This window comes from Bacillus sp. ISL-45, from assembly GCF_018613195.1.
Classification (GTDB): Bacteria; Bacillota; Bacilli; order Bacillales; family Cytobacillaceae; genus Mesobacillus.
On sequence record NZ_JAGGQQ010000004.1, the window covers coordinates 194,265 to 214,007 of the forward strand.

Below are 19,743 nucleotides of genomic sequence, written 5' to 3' on the forward strand. Positions count from 1 at the left end.
ATCTGCCAGAGATATCCTTAGTATTTCCAATAAAAATATAACATAACCAGATATTTATTGCAAACAAACGGCAGTTATAGCATTCCTCTCCAGAAGGCTAAGATGATAACAATTAGAATAACGACAATTGGTTTTGGTCAGGCATGCCCTCAAGACAGCCATGATTGTCGAGGTATTCCAGAATCGTCTTGGAGATTTTCCCTCGCTGCTGCAGGTCTTCCTTGGAGAGGAATTCTCCTTCTTCACGTGCTTTGACGATATTAATCGCTGCATTCGTTCCGAGTCCAGGTATCGCATTGAATGGCGGTATAAGCCTATCGCCTTCGATAATGAACTCTGACGCACTCGATTTGTACAGATCAACCTTTGCAAATCCAAATCCACGCTCACACATCTCAAGCGCGAGTTCCATTACGGTCATCAAATTTTTCTCTTTTGTCGAAGCGTCAAGCCCCTTGGCGCTGATTTCTTCAATCACCGCCCGGATGCTCTCGGAACCGCGGACCATTGCATCGACATCAAAGTCATCTGCCCTGACTGTGAAGTATGCTGCATAATACATGAGCGGATGGTGAACTTTGAAGTACGCGATCCTTACGGCCATCAAAACGTAAGCAGCGGCGTGAGCTTTTGGGAACATATACTTGATCTTTTTGCACGAATCGATGTACCATTCAGGAACTTTATTCTTGCGCATTTCTTCTTCCATTTCATCCGTCAAGCCTTTACCTTTACGAACAGATTCCATGATCTTAAACGCAAATGCCGGCTCCAGTCCCTGGTAAATCAGGTAAACCATGATATCATCACGGCAGCCGATTACTTCGCTGAGGTTACAAATATTGTTATGGATCAATTCCTGGGCATTTCCAAGCCATACATCTGTACCGTGGGAAAGACCTGAAATCTGTACGAGTTCAGAGAATGTCGTCGGCTTTGTGTCCTCAAGCATCTGGCGAACAAATCTGGTTCCGAATTCCGGAATCCCGAGTGAGCCGGTCTTGGACATTATTTGTTCCTCAGTCACACCCAGCGATTCTGTTCCGCTGAAAATCTTCATGACTTCAGGGTCATCGGTCGGAATTGTCTTAGGGTCGATTCCACTTAAGTCCTGAAGCATCCTGATCACTGTCGGGTCATCGTGCCCCAGAATATCCAGCTTCAACAAGTTATCGTGAATCGAATGGAAATCAAAGTGGGTTGTTTTCCATTCGGACGTGCTGCTGTCTGCAGGGAATTGGATTGGCGAAAAATCAAAAATATCCATGTAATCAGGAACTACGATGATTCCGCCCGGGTGCTGGCCAGTCGTCCGCTTTACACCAGTACAGCCGGATGCAAGACGGTCAATTTCCGCACCGCGCAGCTGGAGATTATTGTCGCCCTGGTATCCTTTTACATAACCATAGGCCGTCTTATCCGCTACAGTTCCGATTGTTCCCGCGCGGTAAACATAATCCTCACCAAACAGCACTTTTGTGTAATTATGGGCACGCGGCTGGTATTCACCCGAAAAGTTCAAATCGATATCGGGTACCTTGTCCCCTTTGAAACCAAGGAAGGTTTCAAACGGTATGTCATGTCCGTCTTTTTTATATTTAATGCCGCAATCCGGGCAGTCCTTGTCCGGTAGGTCAAAACCTGAACCGACTGATCCATCATTGAAGAACTCCGATTTTTTGCACTTTGGACATACATAGTGCGGCGGCAGCGGATTAACCTCAGTGATTTCCGTCATCGTCGCTACGAAAGAAGACCCTACCGATCCACGTGAACCTACTAGATAGCCATCATCCAGTGACTTTTTAACAAGTTTATGAGAAATCAAATAGATAACGGCAAAACCATTGTCTATGATACTTTTCAATTCTTTTTCAAGGCGAGCCTCAACGATTTCAGGAAGGTCATCCCCATAGATGTCGCGGGCCATTCCGTAACTCATACTGCGCATTTCTTCATCTGCGCCTTCGATTTTCGGCGTATAGAGATCATCTTTGATTGGCTTGATGACATCAATCATGTCAGCAACCTTGTTAGAGTTTTCTACAACAATTTCTTTCGCCTTTTCTTCTCCCAGAAACTTAAAGGCATCGAGCATTTCATTCGTTGTCCTGAAATGCACATCAGGAAGCTCATGACGATTAAGAGGGTTTGCTCCTCCCTGGGAGTTGACCAGGATTTTGCGGTAAATTTTATCATTCTCGTTCAAGTAGTGGACATTACCTGTAGCAACTACCGGCAAGTCCAGCTTCTCGCCAAGCTTGACGATATTGTTAATGATATCCTCGAGTGCCTTCTGGTCCCGTACTAATTCCAGCTCAAGCAAGTGAGCATAAACAGCCTTTGGATGAACTTCCAGATAGTCATAGAACTGTGCTGCCTCTTCGACCTCTTCCGGACCTTTTTGCATCATGCCTTCAAAAACTTCACCCTTATCGCATCCAGAACCAATCAGGATTCCTTCACGATGTTTATTTAAAAGTGATCGTGGGATTCGCGGCACCCTGTAAAAGTATTCAATATGGGAAATAGACACAAGCTTGAAGATGTTTTTCATACCGACTTCGTTTTTAGCCAGCAAGGTAGCATGATAAGGACGCGCTCTCTGGAATGCTTTACCCTGGCCCATATTGTCATTCAGCTGATCGTGGTATTCCAGTCCTTTTTCCGCTGCATCCTTTAACATTTTCACCAACAGGTACCCTGTCGCTTCTGCATCATAGATAGCACGGTGGTGCTGTGTTAGTTCAATATCGAATTTCTTCGCTAATGTATTCAATCGATGATTTTTCATGTCTGGATACAGGAAGCGGCCAAGCTCCAGTGTATCGATAACAGGATTCGGCGCTTTGCCCATGCCGATCTTTTTATAGCCGACATTCAGGAAACCCATATCGAAAGAAGCATTGTGGGCAACCAGAACACAGTCACCTGTCCATTCCTTAAACTTTTCCAGTACTTCACTCACTTCCGGCGCATTGCGGACCATATCATCGGTAATGCCTGTCAAGTTGATGGTCGTTGCCGATAAACGGTGATGAGGATTAGCGAATGATTCGAACCGGTCAATGATTTCTCCGTCGCGGATTTTGACAGCTGCAAGTTCAATGATTGTATCGTATACAGCTGACAGACCTGTTGTTTCGACGTCAAAAACGACATACGTATCGTCTGCCAGCAATCTGTGTGCGTCATTATAGGCGATTGGCACACCATCATCAACAAGGTTTATTTCCACACCGTACAGGATCTTGATATCATTTTTCTTTCCTGCCCCGAAAGCTTCCGGGTAGGATTGCACAACTGCATGGTCAGTGATTGCCACTGCTTTATGCCCCCACTTTGCTGCCTGGGAAACCAGTGCACTCACAGATGACACCGCGTCCATCTGGCTCATTGGTGTATGCAGATGAAGCTCGACTCTTTTTTCGCCTTCTGGCGCAGAATCAATTCTTCCTTTAGGTTTGATTTCATTCACGTCATTTCCAATCATAACAAGATCGCGGACAAAGGTGTCGTTCTGGATGCTGCCCCTTACCTTTAGCCACATTCCTTTTGAAATGCGCTGGTAAATGGCGGCGTCTTCCTTATCGCGTGAGAACATTTTTACCATGATGGAGCTTGTATAGTCCGTAATTTTGAATGTCAAAAGCGTCCTGCCGCTGCGAAGCTCTTTTGTTTCGGCAAAGAATACATAGCCTTCGACGGCTACGCGGCGCTCTTCATCAACGATGTCTTCAAGCTTGCGGAAGTCAGCATCATCCTTGATCGTAAGTCCAATGGTAACCGGGCCTTCCTGCGGCGCACCATCTCCCTTGGCTTGTTCAGCTTCCTTCTTCTGCATCTCGATCATCGCCATCAGACCGCGTTCCTGGTCTTCTTTCTCTTTAGCCTTCATGAATTTTTCATATTCGTCTGAAGAACTATCTTTACTTACAACCGTATCAATCGTAAGTAAAGGAAAACCAAAACTCTGGTAAATCTCGGCTATAGTGCCCCCATATTTACGCTTAAGTGCAAGTCCTTCGGCTTCATTCCTGGCTGTTAAAATGAGTTTTGTTCCCTGGATTTGCGGAACTTGCTCATTCAGGAGCTTTAACAATGGAGGCGCGATGCCATCTATTTCTTTAATGCATGACTTCCAGTAATCCAGGATTTCCTTGTCACTGATTGCCTGTTCAAGCACTTTTACCGAGTATGATATTTTCGCAATATGTGAGAAAGTCTGTTCCAGCTTGCCAATGAATGTGTTATACAGCTGACAAGGAACGATTCTTTCAAACTGGAAAAAGAAATGCCATTTCCTTGCCTGTTTCTCAATCACTACCCTGTCAATTTCAGCGTTTTGAAAATGAGTGACAATTGCATCTTCTGTTAGCTGCAGCTGCTGCAGCAGGAGCTGAAACCTTTCTTTTTTTCCCGAAGAAAGATCACCCATGGTTATTTCTCTCCCATCTGAAAAGCTTAAATTCTATCTATCGGGCGGAATTGCCCGTTTGAAAAACAACTCTGGTTGCATGAATTCCTGTTTAATAGCAAAGGTTATTATAACATAAAATGCCTGTACCGTTACCTGTGTTTGATATTACCATTTCAATGCTTCAATAAAAATATAATTTTTCCATACCGTACACAAACTCAGTTATATCAAAATACAGATTGTGCCGATGTGTACCGTTATGGGAAGTGAAGTTGTGGCTTAAAGGTGAGTATTAGACCTTAAATGTACCCTATTAGGAAGAGGTATCTCTGCATGAGGGTGTGATTTGACCCTAAAAGTACACTTACATGGAGTGAAGAGGGTGCATAGGGATCAGTTTAGCCCTAAAAATACCCTTAAGTCGGATGACGAGTCTGCATAAGGGTGTGGTTTGACCCTAAATGTACTCTATAAGGGTGCGTTTGCTGGAAAATTCGTTATAATCAGGCGCACTATACGGACTGGAAAAATTATTCTCTTAATAGTGGTTGATAATCTCCCGAAACAACCCTGGATTTGCCTGAAAGTCTGCATTAATCTCCTAAAAAACAGTCATAATCAATCCAAACGAGACAATAATCGTGCCGTCTTCCGATTTCTGGAAAAATATTCACTTTGTATATATCTAAATCGAGGAGCAAATAAAAAAAAGCGGACCCTGAAGTAGGATCCGCCAAACAGATTATAGTTCTTGCAAAATATTTTTCAAGACACCTGCCAAATCATCTTTTTGCACTTCCTGCATTTCGCCGTTTTTACGGATTTTCACTTCGACGATTCCTTCGCCGGCTTTCTTGCCGACTGTAACTCTTACTGGCAACCCAATCAAATCAGAGTCTGCGAATTTCACTCCAGGCCTTTCCTGGCGATCATCAAGGAGTACCTCCATTCCTGCTGCCTGCAGGCTTGAGTATAGCTCTTGAGCCAATTCTGCCTGGGCGCTGTCCTTCATGTTCACTGCAATGAGATGGACATCGAATGGTGAAATATTGGTTGGCCAAACCAGGCCGTTTTCATCATTGAATTGTTCTGCGACTGCGGCCATCGTACGGGAAACGCCGATTCCGTAACACCCCATGATCATTGGCTTTGTTCTTCCATTCTCATCAAGGATCTCAGCATTCATTGCTTCACTGTATCTGGTGCCAAGCTTGAATACATGTCCGACTTCAATGCCTTTTGCGAAGACGATTGTTCCCTGTCCATCTGGAGAAGGATCCCCTTCTTTGATGAAGCGCAGGTCGGTAAAGGCTGCAACCTTGAAATCACGTTCAGGATTGACATTTGTAAAATGATAATCTTCTTCATTTGCTCCGCAGACTCCATTGACGATCGCCTGCACGGCATTATCGGCAATTACCTCTACACTGTCTATTCCTACCGGTCCAAGTGAGCCAACCGAGCAACCAAGAACCTCTTTGGTTGTTGCTGCATCGGCCAGTTCGACATTTGAAGCTTCAAAGTAATTTTTCAACTTAATATCGTTCACATCATGGTCACCACGGACTAAAACAAGCACATAGCGATCGTCCACTTTGAAAAGCAAAGACTTGATGCAATCTTGTTCTTCAACATCAAGGAAGGAAGAAACTTCATCAATTGTCTTCTTGTTTTCTGTGTGCACTTTTTCTAATTCCCCAGCAGGTTCACTGCTCTTCTCATAAACGGCCGTTACTGGCGCCATTTCGATATTAGCCGCATATTCAGATGTATCGGAATAGGCAATTGTATCTTCCCCGATATCAGAAAGGACCATGAATTCATGTGTATCCTTTCCTCCCATTGCTCCTGAATCAGCAATAACAGCACGGAAGTTCAAGCCACAGCGTCTGAATACATTCGAATACGCCTGGAAGATACGCTCATAAACCTCATCAAGGCTCTCTTGTGTAGCATGGAAGGAATAGGCATCCTTCATGATAAATTCACGGCCGCGCAGAAGGCCGAATCTTGGACGTTTTTCGTCACGGTATTTTGTCTGGATTTGGTAAAGTGTCAGTGGAAGGCGTTTATAAGATTTTACTTCGTCACGGACAACGCTTGTGATGACTTCTTCATGTGTCGCGCCAAGAGCGAACTCGCGGTCATGCCGATCCCTAAGCCTCATCAGTTCTGGGCCATAGGAATACCAGCGGCCTGATTCCTGCCATAGTTCAGCCTGCTGCAGAGCTGGCATGAATAATTCAGCTGCACCAGCATTATTCATCTCTTCCCTGATGATTGCCTCGACTTTTTGAAGGACCTTGCGCCCTAGAGGCATGTATGTATAAACACCGCTTGCGTTTTGACGGATGAATCCAGCCCTGAGCAATAGCTGATGACTTTTGACTTCTGCATCTGATGGTACTTCTCTTAAAGTAGGAATAAGCGACATACTTTGCTTCATTATTAACACCTCATTAGGATTAGTTCATGTTTTTGAAAAAATGTTCCTGCCCGGTGCGGCCTAGGCAGGAAGTAAAATGTATTGACTTACAGGAAGAACCTTTGAATATCATTCCAGGTGACCACCAGCATCAGCAGCATCAACAATGCGAAGCCGATGAAGTGGACCATACCCTCTTTTTGCTTGTCGATTGGTTTTCCTCTCAGCGCTTCAACCGCAAAGAAGGTCAGCCTGCCCCCGTCGAGTGCCGGGAATGGGAGAAGGTTCATGATTCCCAGGTTGATGCTTAGGATTGCAGCCCATTTCATTAGATAGAAGATTCCGGACTTTGCAACCGTATCAGTAGAGACATAAATGCCCACAGGTCCGGATAAGGCGTCAATCGAAAATTGGCCAGTCAGCAGTTTTCCAAGCATGGAAAAAATCTCTTTTGTCCAGAAGTATGTTTCCTTCACACCATAGGATATCGATTTCAATGGCGATTTTTCTACCGGGCTGTAGACGCCAATCAATCCAATTTTTTCACCCTCAATATCCTTTACTTCTGGTGTTACAGGCAGCTCGATACTCTGTCCTTCACGAACGACCGAGAAATCGAGTTCATTCCCTGGATTCTTGCGGATAATTTCAACAACATCCTGCCAGCTTGATACTTCAGAACCCTCAATACTGTTTACGACGTCCCCTTCCTGCAGCCCTGCCTTAAGGGCACTTCCATCCGGGGTCAGCTTGCCTAAAACAGGTTCATTTGACGGGATTCCCTGAAAAATGGCAAGGATGATGAAAATAACCATCGCCAGGATAAAATTCATCATAGGTCCAGCGAAGATAGCCATTGTTCTCTGTCCAAGCGTTTTCGAACCGAACTGCCTGTCAAATGGAGCAATTTGCGTTTCCACTCCATTCTCGACAAGAACGGCTGTTTTACTTATTGGGAAAGATGTCAGCTGGCTGTCATCCTCTCCTTCTTCATACCCTTTAATGAAAAGCTCGCGTTCGATATCGGCTTTTTCCACTTCGATAATTCGTGCGTCGGGATACTTTTCCTTGTTATTTAGAATGATTTTCTGAACTTCTTCACTCTTGTTAAAGAGTAAACCTACTCTATGCCCTGGCTTGATCTCAATCATTTCCGGATCTTCGCCAGCCATTCTGACAAACCCTCCGATAGGAAGAAGGCGGATCGTATAAGTCGTTTCATTTTTCTTAAAAGAAAAGACCTTAGGACCGAATCCAATTGCAAATTCACGGCAGAGGATCCCTGCACGTTTGGCGAAAATCAAGTGCCCAAGTTCATGGAAGAACACGAGGGCGCCAAAAATGACGATAAAGGCAATAACTGTATTCAAATTTTCTAACCACCTTTTAATAGGATAAGAATCCACTATTGAGACTAAAATTTATAGTAGTGACTTTACATACCTTCTAGTCTCTTTGTCAACCTCTTGAATTGATTCAAGGTCCGGTTTTTCTATGATGTTATGGTTTTCCATTGCTCTCTCTATCAAGTCTTCAATTTGAAGGAATGTGATTCTGTCGTCCAAAAAGGCAGCTACTGCTGCTTCATTAGCAGCATTCATAACTGCAGGCAAAGTGCCTCCCGCCCGTCCGGCATCATAAGCAAACTTCAGGCAGCGGAACCGGTCAAAGTCCATTTCCGAAAAGTGGAGCTGGCCAATTTCCGCAAGGTTCAGCCTTTTCCCTGTAACCAGTGGCAGTCTGTCTGGATATGTAAGAGCGTATTGAATGGGCACTTTCATATCAGGTGTGCCGAGCTGGGCCATAATACTTGTGTCATGGAACTCGACCATCGAATGGATGATGCTCTCTCGATGGAGGAGTACCGATATATCGTCATACGGAAGAGAGAAAAGCCAATGAGCTTCGATGACTTCCAGACCCTTATTCATCATCGTGGCGGAGTCAATCGTGATTTTTGCTCCCATCGACCAGTTTGGATGGTTCAAGGCATCTGCTTTTGTTACACCTAGCAGCTCTTCCCTCTTCCGATCTCTGAAGCTGCCTCCCGATGCTGTAAGGATCAGTCTCTCAATATTCCTTTCTCTTTCACCTTGTAATGCCTGAAAAATGGCAGAATGCTCACTGTCTACAGGGAGGATGGATACATTATGCCGCCTTGCCGCATCCATCACGATATGTCCAGCAGTCACAAGCGTTTCCTTATTCGCGATTGCGATCGTCTTGCCTGATCTGATCGCCTCCAATGTCGGCCCTAAACCAACACTTCCAAGTACAGCATTGACAAGTATATCCGCCTTTTGAAAAACAGCAGCTTCCACTAGGCCTTCTTGTCCAAATATAACCCTCACCTGCGGGAATTCTGATTTTAACCGTTCAGCATCGTCTTTCTCCTGAACAGAAACAAGTTCTGGCAGGAACTCAATTATGATTTTCCTGGTAAGCTCTATGTTTCTTCCAGCAGACATCGATACTAGCTTGAACTCTTCGGGATGCTCCCTGATTACATCGAGCGTCTGGATTCCAATCGATCCTGTTGCTCCCAACAAGCTGATTCTTTTCACTAATTTCACTCCTAATATCTCCAACGGGAAACGGTACACACCCGGTATTATCGAATTCATTCATTTCTTCTCTTTTTTTGCGATGAAATCAAGACATTATAACAAATGGAACAGGTTGATTAACGGCCAGACAAACAACAAGCTGTCGAAGCGGTCAAGCATGCCTCCATGTCCTGGAAGTATGTTGCCTGAGTCCTTAACATTGTAATGTCTCTTCAGTGCTGACTCAACAAGGTCTCCAATTTGGCCGAACACTGACAAAAATGCTGTCGCCATAAGCAGGATGACAGTCGGAACTTTCATATCCCCGAACATACTGAACAAGGCAGCAACTGCGAGTGCAGATACTACACCGCCAAAAAAGCCTTCTGTGGTCTTGTTCGGGCTGATTTCGGGCCACAGTTTATGTTTGCCAATTGCCCGTCCGATAAAATAGGCTCCTGAATCGGTAGCCCAGATAATGAATAGTGAATAAAACACATAGATCAGGCTTTCTTCTCTAGTTTCAATGAAGAAATAAAAGCCGATCCCGACATAGAGTATTGACATGATTGAAAAAGCAACATCTTCAAAAGTGAAGCGATTTTTAGTTATGACAGTATAAGTAAGATATAAAAGCACTCCAAGAAAGAAAAGCTCCAGTTTTGTATAATCTAATTTATCAAGAAGAACGCTATATTGTTCAGGTATCAGGAAAATCCACAATAACAACAATGATAAAATGCCCGGAACCGAGAAAAGCTTTAAATTCTTCATCTTCAATGCTTCATATAATGCAATGGATGCTATTAGGTAAACCATTGCAATAAATGGCCAGCCTCCAAAAATTACGATTGGAAGAAAAACAGCTGCTGCTATGACTGCTGTAATGATTCTTTGCTTCATCTATTTATTCACACCTTTTTTATACTCCTCCAAAACGCCGCTGCCGGCCCTGGAATGCTTCAATTGCTTCGACAAAGTGTTCTTCATCAAAGTCCGGCCACAGAACATCAGTAAACCAGAACTCCGTGTATGCAAGCTGCCAAAGCATAAAATTGCTCAAGCGGATTTCTCCACTAGTCCTGATTAACAAGTCGGGATCATCCAAATCCTTAGTCATCAAGTAAGATGAAAAGACTTCTTCCGTCAACTCACTTTCAGCCATTTTACCATTTTTCACATCATCTATGACTCTTTTGACACTGTCAATGATTTCTCCACGGCTTCCATAGTTGAGGGCAAAGTTCAAGACAAGACCGGTGTTATCCTTCGTGTCTTCCATCGCTTTCCCTACAGCCCTTTTGGTATGCTCAGGAAGCTTATCCATATAACCAATCATTTCTACACGAACATTTTCTTCAATTAATTCTGGAAGGAAGGTGCCAAGAAACTCTTCGGGCAACTTCATCAGGAAATCCACTTCCATTTTCGGTCTTTTCCAGTTTTCAGTAGAGAAAGCATAAACAGTTAGCGTCTTGACACCAAGCTCATTGGCCAGCTTGGTTATTTTACGGACAACCTTCATGCCTTCATGATGGCCAGCAACCCGGGGCAAAGCACGCTTTTTAGCCCAGCGTCCGTTACCATCCATAATGATGGCAACATGAGAGGGGACTTCATGTTCTTTAATATGAAGTACACGATCTCGGAAACCGGCAGGATTTTGATCCTTCTTCCACGGATTCATTTTATTTAACATTGTGACAGCTCCCCCAAAAGATTATCTTTAGCTCCAATGAGTCTTTCATCCCTAAGACTATACCAGGGATCGATTTGGTGCTGAAGCTGGACTGCTCATTAAAAGCGATAGAGTAATTCTTTTTTCTCTCTTCTTCAATTCCATATGCCACTATCATACCAAAAAAGAAAAAAGATATCTCTATAAACGGATGGTCTCACATTAATATTCTTTAAATCCAGCCTGCCCTTATACAAAAGGAGCCTTATATACAGAATATGTTCTTATGAAGAAAAACAGAATACAGCAGCCAATATTATTATATTCTATCATCCAGGCTGTTTTCGTAAACTCATTGTTTTTAAATCTTGGCTGTTTTCGTAAAGATTGTTGAAATCCTAAAGCCAATTTTAACGTGATAAAAAGCCATTTTTAAATCGGTATTTAGTGTGCAAGCTCTTTTCTCATAATAAACTTTAATTTTGTGAAGAAACACAGGTCATTCAATCCTATTTTGTCGTCAATTGCAACAAAGTTTGAGAAAAGAATCTTTTCCTTCAAGCGGTATATGTATAGAGAAAAAACCCCCTGGAAAACAGAGGGTTTTCGATGTTGACTACGAAAGCAGTGATTACACTTCCATAATTTCTTTTTCTTTGTCTTTTGTAATCTGATCGATTTTTGCAATGTGTTCGTCTGTCAGCTTTTGAATATCGTCAGAATATCCACGAAGGTCATCCTCTGTGATTTCGCCGTTTTTCTCAAGCTTTTTCAGATCTTCATTTCCATCACGACGGATATTGCGGATAGCGATTTTCGCTTCTTCTGCTTCCTTTTTAACTTGTTTTGCAAGTTCCTTGCGTCGTTCCTCAGTCAGTTGAGGAATCGCGATCCTGATGATTGATCCATCATTTGCAGGATTCAGGCCAAGATCAGACTTCAGGATTGCTTTTTCAATCTCACCAAGGATTGACTTATCATAAGGCTGGATGACCAAAAGACGAGCTTCCGGTACAGAAATGCCAGCAAGTTGATTGACTGGAGTTGGAGCCCCATAGTATTCCACCTGTACTCTGTCTAGAAGAGAGGCACTTGCTCTCCCTGCACGAATGCTGGCAAGTTCGCGAGAATAAGCTTGGATCGCTTTAGACATTCTTTCTTTCAAATTGGCAATTGCTTGTTTTGGCATTAGTTTTTCCCCCTCACGGTTGTTCCGATTGTTTCACCCATTACTGCTCGTTTAATATTACCTTTTTCCATAATAGAGAATACAATTAACGGGATATCATTGTCCATACACAAGGATGAAGCCGTTGAATCCATGACAGCAAGACCTTCCTTAAGCACATCCAGGTATGAGAGCTCTTCATACTTAGTAGCATTTTTGTCAATACGCGGATCAGCTGAGTACACGCCATCAACGTTATTCTTAGCCATAAGGATTACATCTGCTTCGATCTCAGCAGCGCGCAATGCAGCTGTAGTATCCGTTGAGAAGTACGGATTTCCTGTTCCAGCTGCAAAAATGACCACGCGCTTTTTCTCCAGGTGCCTTATTGCCCTTCTTCTTATGTACGGCTCTGCTACCTGACGCATTTCAATGGAAGTTTGAACCCTTGTCTCTATTCCCGCTTGCTCCAGGCTGTCTTGCAATGACAGGGAATTCATGACGGTAGCGAGCATGCCCATATAGTCTGCCGTCGCTCTGTCCATGCCCATTTCTTCACCGATTTTGCCTCTCCAGATGTTTCCTCCGCCTACTACAACAGCGACCTCAACATCCAGTTCCGCAATCTCCTTCACCTGGTCTGCAACATTTTTAATTACCGACGGATTGATGCCGAATCCTTGTTCTCCGGCTAATGCTTCTCCACTTAACTTTAAAACAACTCTTTTGTATTTAGGGCTCGTCATAGGGTACCTCCATATGTAATTTCAGGCTTTCTGCAGCAAAGATGCTGACGAAAAAGCCTAATTAAAGCTATGTCCAAAAACAGGGAACACTGGAGTGTTCCCTGCAATTACATAGGCTAGTAAAAATTATTTCTTGTTTACTTGGTTCATTACTTCTTCAGCAAAGTTATCTTCACGCTTTTCGATTCCTTCGCCTACTTCATAACGAGTGAACTCACGAAGTGTTGCGCCTTTTGATTCAACAAACTGGCGTACTTTTTGGTCAGGATTCTTAACGAATGGCTGGTCAAGTACACAAACATCTTCGAAATATTTGCTCAGGCGGCCTTCAACCATTTTCGCAACGATATTCTCTGGCTTGCCTTCGTTAAGAGCTTGTTGTGTAAGGATTTGGCGCTCGTGTTCAACTTCTTCCTGGGAAACTTCATCACGAGAAACATATTTAGGGTTCAATGCAGCGATGTGCATGGAAACATCTTTAGCAGCTGCTTCGTCTGTAGTTCCTTCAAGAACGGATAGTACGCCAATGCGTCCGCCCATGTGAAGGTATGCACCGAATGCATCGTTATCAGTCTTAGTTTTCACTTCAAAGCGGCGAAGTGAAAGCTTCTCACCGATTTTAGCGATTGCATTGTTGATGCGAGTTTCAACTGTATCGCCATTTTCCATAGTTTGAGCGTTAGCTTCTTCAGCAGAAGCAGGCTTGTTCTTAAGAAGGTGCTCAGCGATTTCCTTAACTAGAACCTGGAAGCCTTCGTTCTTTGCTACGAAATCCGTTTCAGAGTTCACTTCAAGAATAACAGCTTCATTTCCTTCTGCAAGGATGTAAGTAGTACCTTCTGCAGCGATGCGGTCAGCTTTCTTGGCAGCTTTAGCAATACCTTTTTCACGAAGGAAATCGATCGCCTGGTCCATATCACCATTTGTTTCCTGAAGAGCTTTTTTGCAGTCCATCATACCTGCGCCAGTTTTTTCGCGCAATTCTTTAACCATTTGTGCAGTAATTGCCATAATGAAATTCCTCCTAAAATCTCGGTTATATGTAACTATACTTTATTTTAACTTGATTTCGCCAATATAAACCCCAATGGAAGTTATATGGAATATAAGTCTTAAAAAAAGGTGATAAAGGGTGCTTCCCTATATCACCTTATTTTAAATTAAGCTTCTACAGCTTCTGTAGTTTCTTCGCCTTGCTTAGCTTCGATAATAGCGTCAGCCATTTTAGAAGTCAGCAATTTAACAGCGCGGATCGCGTCATCGTTCGCAGGAATAACTACGTCGATTTCGTCCGGATCACAGTTTGTATCAACAATTCCCACGATAGGAATGTTCAATTTGCGTGCTTCAGCAACAGCGATGCGCTCTTTGCGTGGGTCAATGATGAAAAGAGCATCTGGAAGGCCCTTCATATCCTTGATTCCGCCCAAGAACTTTTCTAAACGCTCTTGCTCTTTCTTCAATTGAACTACTTCTTTCTTAGGAAGCACTTCAAAAGTTCCGTCTTCAGACATTCTTTCGATGTTCTTAAGACGTGAGATACGCTTTTGGATTGTTTCGAAGTTAGTTAGAGTACCACCCAACCAGCGTTGGTTAACATAGTACATACCAGAACGAGCTGCTTCTTCTTTAACAGAATCTTGAGCTTGTTTCTTAGTACCTACGAAAAGAACAGTACCGCCGTTACCAGCAAGCTCCTTCACGTAGTTGTATGCTTCTTCAACCTTCTTAACAGTCTTTTGAAGGTCGATGATGTAGATGCCGTTACGCTCAGTGAAGATATACTTCTTCATCTTAGGGTTCCAACGGCGAGTCTGGTGACCGAAGTGTACACCAGCTTCAAGCAGTTGCTTCATAGAAATTACTGACATTGTGTTTCCTCCTAATGGTTTTGATTTCCTCCGTCCAAATCATCTTCAGCCAGGAACTGCCGAAACAGCACCATCTGACCGAATCAATGAACGTGTGTATTAACACCATGAGATAATATAGCATAAATAAAACGGACATTCAAGTTATTCTTGCGTATTTTGCCGAAATTTAAGCAAAAGTTCTATTTCGGTTTTCCCTTTATCCAAATCCCTGGCAATTTCCTCAATCGTCAATCCCTGTTTTTTCATGTTCACAACCTGATCAACAAAGCTTAATTGTTTGGATTCACTATGATCTTCGGGAAATTCCATATAAATTTTATCATTTGAAACAGTTGGAACTGGTTCATGATTCTGCTGGTATGCCTTCCTGGCAGCATGGTAGGAAATTCCTTTGCCAAGACGCTGGTGCGTTTCCTTGCTTGCTTCATCAGCACCTGTATCCGGCTTTTCTTCTGTCGCTTCAATCGGGGCAGCCTTTTTACCGCCAGACTGCTTCTGAATGTTTGTTGCAGTCATCAATTCAAGAAATTTATCATTTTCTTCTTTCAATTCAAAAAGGTAAGCTGAAAACACCTCTTCAATCTCCTTGATGATTTTCCCCTGCTTTTTCTCTGCTTCTGCGAGCCGATTTTGCCGTAAATATAATAGGATGATTGCGAAGATTGCTGCGCCGTTTAACATGAGGCTTAAGAGTAGTAGAAAAGTGGTCATAACATCCCTCTATCCGCTGTAATCAATCACCTTCCCTTTATATGGGTGGTGTGGCTGTTCGGGTTGATCATTCTTGTTCTTTTGATCTCGCCGGCTATTATGCTGCTGCTTGCCTGATGGGCTGCCATCCTGATTCAGGCGGGCTTCTTGCTTTTGATTATTTTTAATTACGGTCTTACGCTTTAAGTCATCTTCCTTTGTCACACTTTGTGCCGCATGCTCCTGAAGATGCTGTCCTCGCTGCTGAAGTTGTTCCTGAATCTTGCCGGCATCATGTGTCCTAGGAAGTGCAATCTGCATTTCGATTGCTTTGAGGCTCATCATGTCACTTCCTGACTATTGGACTTTCTTTCTCTACTATCGGGTGAATCGAAATCTCGCTATTTTCCAGATGAAAGCTAACTTTCTTATAAAGCTGGTTTGTCAGGATCGCATACTTCCCGAAAAACACCTTCGTATTTGGGAATACTCTTTCTAATACAAACAAGGATGAGTACAATCTGTCCTGCTTTTCCATTTTTAGAAACTCAAGTTCAGCCACCAATTCCGCTAAACCAGTTTCAACATTCTGCCTGGTATTGCGCTGCTTCGAAATCATTTGCTGCTGTTCTGCTTTAAGACCACCTGCCCGGTTGCCAATTCCGGCCAGCTTCACTTCGATTTCTGTAAGTTTTCTAATATTTTCTTTTGCTGTTTCGATGAATTGAAGAGTTTCAATTTCCGCTTGCTCAAGCAATGGATCCCAGCCTACAGCTAACTCTGTTTTCGTAAAAAGCTCATTACCTAATTCCTTGACGAAAATATTCCGACCGGCAGAGATGGTTCCCCCAATGATTGTACCTGTACGGCAATCTACATTTCCTGACGCAGTCAGTTTACTGTGCAGTATGGATGACCTTACAATTATATCCTGTCCCGCTTTAACATTTGCCTGGTTGAGATAACTCGCCAGTAGATTTCCTCCGGCTCTAACCTTCCCCTTCATCGCACCGGCCACGCCGCCTTTAATTATGATATTGCCTTCCGCTTGGAGATTGGCTGCTTCAACAAGACCTTCCACTACAATATCTCCGCCGGCTTTCAACTCATACCCGCTTGGCACATTCCCTCTAATGGTGATATTTCCGACAAAATCAATATTGCCTGTCCTTAAATCCAGATCACCCTTAACCTCGAATACTGGATTGACTGAGACTGCTTTATCAGTAATGCTGACTTGCCCATCGCAAACTGCAAAGAACTGCCCGGATTCAAACATAACATTATTTCCCGGCTTCACCCGGATGGGACGTCCTGGCTTTGCCGGAATCATCCTCCCCGTGACATCTGTCCCCTGGGTTCCATTCATAGGCGGGACCACAGAAGCCAACAACTGACCTTTTCTCACTGAGGGAATAAGCATAACGGAACGAAAATTAAAAACTTTATGGTCAAGACGACTGTTATAATGGAGTTCGTTACGCAAATACGCATCTGCACCATCCACTTTTGGCTCTCCAGCAGCAATGGTGACTGGATAGTCAAAAGAATAAGGGTTCTCTGAGATTTGCGTTAACAGATCCTTTTTGACACCAAAAACGATCTTTTCAGCTTCTAAAATATCCAATAATTCCTCTACGGAAAAAGCCAATTCTTTATTTTCGGTATCCAGAATCAATTCAGCAGTAAGCCTGTCCTGGGATAACCTTACCTTATACTCAGTCGCCAAGTTGATCTCCTGCCTTCTGTTAAGCTGTCTCTAGCCATTTTCTCAGTTTAAAGATCGCTTTTGAATGAATCTGCGAGATCCTTGAGGTTGAAAGATTCATGACTTGTCCAATCTCTGTCAGCGTTAATTCTTCTTTGTAAAACAAACTCAACACGAGTTGTTCTTTGTCATTTAATTTTGAGACTTTTTCAGCTATCTCTTCCAGCATTTCAGACTTTAAAAGTTTATCTTCAGGGATTTCAGCTTTTTCATCCTTGATTACGAATGATTGGTTGTCCCGTTCATCATTTTCAATTGGATGCTCATCTATCGATAGAACATTCGCAAAAAAATGTTCATTTATTGTGGTGTAAATCTCGGTCTCATCCATGTTCAGTTCACTGGCAATTTCTTCGATGGTCGCATTGCGCATATATCGCTGCTCCAGTCTCTCAATGGCTGCATCAATCTTTTTTGCTTTTTCCCTGGTACTTCTCGGCAGCCAGTCTTCCTTTCTTAATCCATCCAATATTGCTCCGCGAATCCGGAAAGAAGAATATGTATCAAATTTCAAATCCCTGTTCGGATCGAATTTTTCCAGAGCATCATATAAACCAATCATGCCAAGGCTTTTTAAATCATCTCTAGACACACTTTTCGGAAGACTCACTGAGATTCTTTGCACATGGTAGGAAACAAGTGGCATATATTTTTTTATCAGTAAATTACCTGCATCCGGATCACGGAACTGTACCCATTTATCCCATGTTACCTGTTCTTCCGACGTGGATCCTCGTACCATTGTCATCCTCCTCACGCGCATCACGCATTATTCTTGGAAGCTGCTTATAATTCATATTCAACGAATTAAATCTCACTATTCCCTTTATTAACAGTCCTGATCTGCATCAAACCGGTTTTTGAATCAAACTCGATTGTCCTTCCGCTATTTCCGCCTACATCCTGGGCTATAACAGGAACCCTGAGCTCCTTCAATTCCTTTAAAACTGCTTCCACATTTCTTGGTCCAATTCTCATCATGTCACTGCTTCCAGAAAACTGGAACATTTGTGCCCCTCCAGCAATCTTGGCCTTTATTCCCGGAGGTCTGGCACCTGCTCTCATCAGGCCATCTAAAAGTTCCTTGATGGCAGTATTAGCAAATTTTGCTTTATTCAGCGGCTCTGCCCGCGACAAAGCCGAATCTGGCAGCATGATATGCGCCATGCCCGCAACTTCTCTTGCCTGATCATACAAAACCACGCCGACACAGGAGCCAAGGCCTGTGGTCCGTATTAAATCGGGAACTTTAACAATGTTCATATCAGCAATACCAACTTTGATGATTTCTGCTGTTTTATGCATCAAGCCTTACTCCTAGCGCAGAGAAGATGATATGGAATGAATCAGGGTCCGGGAGCAGGAAGAAATGTCCATTCACACTGTCAGGCATCTGCGCATCTTCTTCATCCAAAGCTGTATCGATCACGATCGCATAATCGCTCACCTGCGATAATTCCAATAGTCCGAAGCTGATGACTGCTCCTACCATATCTATGCTTAAAGCCGGAACTGATGGATACAGGCTCAGCTTGGTGAAATCTGATAGTGAGGAAAGATATGAACCTGATAAAATATTCCCTAGTTCCTGGAGAGCAGACAGTGCCAGCTCATTATCCTGTTCTTCTGTAAAAGAAAATGACTGTTTTTTTATTAGTTGGCCGATATACTTCTCTGCCTGTGGGAGCGGAAGGATAAAAAACATGCTTCCCGGGGCATCGCCTTCTATTCGAAGAAATACGCTCGCTACGACATTGTCAGCACCACCGGCTAGTTCCATCACTTCATCAAAGGATACGACTCTGACTCTGGGTACCTTCATATCAATTTTTTTATTCAATAATGTTGATAAGGCCGTTGCAGCATGTCCTGCTCCAATATTTCCAACCTCTTTTAAAATGTCGAGGTGGACGTCCGAAATGCTTTTTAGAAAAGTCATAGTTCTATTCCCTTCACTTACAAAGCTTATACTTCACGGGATTCAAGGATTTTGTGCAAATCTATTAAAATCAATAACCTCTTATCCAAGTTGGCCACTCCATCTATATAGCCTTCTGCCTCTAAACCAACGACCTCAGGAGGAGGTTCAATCTTGCTTGTCGGGATATCTATGACATCATTTGCTCCATCTACAATCAAGCCAACTTCTTTGTCATCTATAGAAACAATAATGACACGAGTGCCTTCTGTGTATGCTTGTTCTCCCATTCCAAACCTGACTCTCAAATCTAATAGCGGAGTCACTACTCCCCGGAGGTTCATTACCCCTTTTACAAAAGGATTCGTATGAGGCACCCTTGTAAAATGCATAATCTTTTCAATCGACTTTACCTGGCTTACAGGAACACCGTATTCTTTATCATTCAGCTGGAACACGATTACTTTTAAGTCAGATACCAAATTTTCAGCCACTTTTATCACTCCTAAA

Annotated in this window: 17 protein-coding genes; all 17 read right to left on the bottom strand. The window is 43.2% G+C overall.

Annotation, left to right across the window (positions count from 1 at the left end):
- Window positions 1-112: 112 nt before the first annotated feature.
- Window positions 113-4,438: a PolC-type DNA polymerase III gene (locus J7E35_RS03810; RefSeq protein WP_214777102.1), complete on the bottom strand. Its 4,326-nt coding sequence runs from the start codon at window positions 4,436-4,438 to the stop codon at window positions 113-115.
- A 724-nt stretch (window positions 4,439-5,162) separates the two neighbouring features.
- Window positions 5,163-6,866: a proline--tRNA ligase gene (locus tag J7E35_RS03815; protein WP_214777104.1), complete on the bottom strand. Its 1,704-nt coding sequence runs from the start codon at window positions 6,864-6,866 to the stop codon at window positions 5,163-5,165.
- A gap of 86 nt (window positions 6,867-6,952) precedes the next feature.
- Window positions 6,953-8,215 (bottom strand): RIP metalloprotease RseP, encoded by a 1,263-nt coding sequence (gene rseP, locus J7E35_RS03820; RefSeq protein WP_214777106.1) that lies wholly within the window; start codon window positions 8,213-8,215, stop codon window positions 6,953-6,955.
- A 51-nt stretch (window positions 8,216-8,266) separates the two neighbouring features.
- Window positions 8,267-9,409 carry a 1-deoxy-D-xylulose-5-phosphate reductoisomerase gene (gene dxr, locus J7E35_RS03825; RefSeq protein WP_214777702.1) on the bottom strand — a complete coding sequence of 381 codons (1,143 nt, stop codon included), beginning with the start codon at window positions 9,407-9,409 and terminating at the stop codon, window positions 8,267-8,269.
- A 96-nt stretch (window positions 9,410-9,505) separates the two neighbouring features.
- Window positions 9,506-10,294 carry a phosphatidate cytidylyltransferase gene (locus tag J7E35_RS03830; protein ID WP_214777115.1) on the bottom strand — a complete coding sequence of 263 codons (789 nt, stop codon included), beginning with the start codon at window positions 10,292-10,294 and terminating at the stop codon, window positions 9,506-9,508.
- 19 nt (window positions 10,295-10,313) lie between these two features.
- Window positions 10,314-11,090: an undecaprenyl pyrophosphate synthase gene (locus J7E35_RS03835; protein ID WP_214777118.1), complete on the bottom strand. Its 777-nt coding sequence runs from the start codon at window positions 11,088-11,090 to the stop codon at window positions 10,314-10,316.
- Window positions 11,091-11,700: 610 nt separating this feature from the next.
- Window positions 11,701-12,258, bottom strand: coding sequence for a ribosome recycling factor (gene frr / locus J7E35_RS03840; RefSeq protein WP_214777120.1), 558 nt, complete (start codon window positions 12,256-12,258; stop codon window positions 11,701-11,703).
- Complete coding sequence (gene pyrH, locus J7E35_RS03845) at window positions 12,258-12,983, bottom strand: UMP kinase (RefSeq protein WP_214777123.1); 726 nt, start codon at window positions 12,981-12,983, stop codon at window positions 12,258-12,260. The genes frr and pyrH overlap by 1 nt, the downstream gene beginning before the upstream one ends.
- Window positions 12,984-13,109: 126 nt before the next feature.
- Entirely contained in the window at window positions 13,110-13,994 is an 885-nt protein-coding gene (gene tsf / locus J7E35_RS03850; protein WP_214777124.1) for a translation elongation factor Ts, read from the bottom strand.
- 149 nt (window positions 13,995-14,143) lie between these two features.
- Window positions 14,144-14,854, bottom strand: a complete 711-nt coding sequence (rpsB, locus tag J7E35_RS03855; RefSeq protein ID WP_041967225.1) for a 30S ribosomal protein S2 — start codon at window positions 14,852-14,854, stop codon at window positions 14,144-14,146.
- 144 nt (window positions 14,855-14,998) lie between these two features.
- Window positions 14,999-15,538, bottom strand: coding sequence for a hypothetical protein (locus J7E35_RS03860; protein WP_214777126.1), 540 nt, complete (start codon window positions 15,536-15,538; stop codon window positions 14,999-15,001).
- A 39-nt stretch (window positions 15,539-15,577) separates the two neighbouring features.
- On the bottom strand, window positions 15,578-15,889 hold the full coding sequence (locus J7E35_RS03865; protein WP_214777128.1) for a hypothetical protein: 312 nt from the start codon (window positions 15,887-15,889) through the stop codon (window positions 15,578-15,580).
- Window positions 15,890-15,893: 4 nt separating this feature from the next.
- On the bottom strand, window positions 15,894-17,276 hold the full coding sequence (locus J7E35_RS03870) for a flagellar assembly protein A (protein ID WP_214777130.1): 1,383 nt from the start codon (window positions 17,274-17,276) through the stop codon (window positions 15,894-15,896).
- A 19-nt stretch (window positions 17,277-17,295) separates the two neighbouring features.
- On the bottom strand, window positions 17,296-18,057 hold the full coding sequence (locus tag J7E35_RS03875; RefSeq protein ID WP_214777132.1) for a FliA/WhiG family RNA polymerase sigma factor: 762 nt from the start codon (window positions 18,055-18,057) through the stop codon (window positions 17,296-17,298).
- A gap of 65 nt (window positions 18,058-18,122) precedes the next feature.
- Window positions 18,123-18,620: a chemotaxis protein CheD gene (locus J7E35_RS03880; RefSeq protein ID WP_214777134.1), complete on the bottom strand. Its 498-nt coding sequence runs from the start codon at window positions 18,618-18,620 to the stop codon at window positions 18,123-18,125.
- Window positions 18,613-19,254, bottom strand: a complete 642-nt coding sequence (locus J7E35_RS03885) for a chemotaxis protein CheC (RefSeq protein WP_214777135.1) — start codon at window positions 19,252-19,254, stop codon at window positions 18,613-18,615. The genes J7E35_RS03880 and J7E35_RS03885 overlap by 8 nt, the downstream gene beginning before the upstream one ends.
- Window positions 19,255-19,280: 26 nt before the next feature.
- Window positions 19,281-19,727 carry a chemotaxis protein CheW gene (locus J7E35_RS03890; protein WP_483297648.1) on the bottom strand — a complete coding sequence of 149 codons (447 nt, stop codon included), beginning with the start codon at window positions 19,725-19,727 and terminating at the stop codon, window positions 19,281-19,283.
- Window positions 19,728-19,743: the final 16 nt, after the last annotated feature.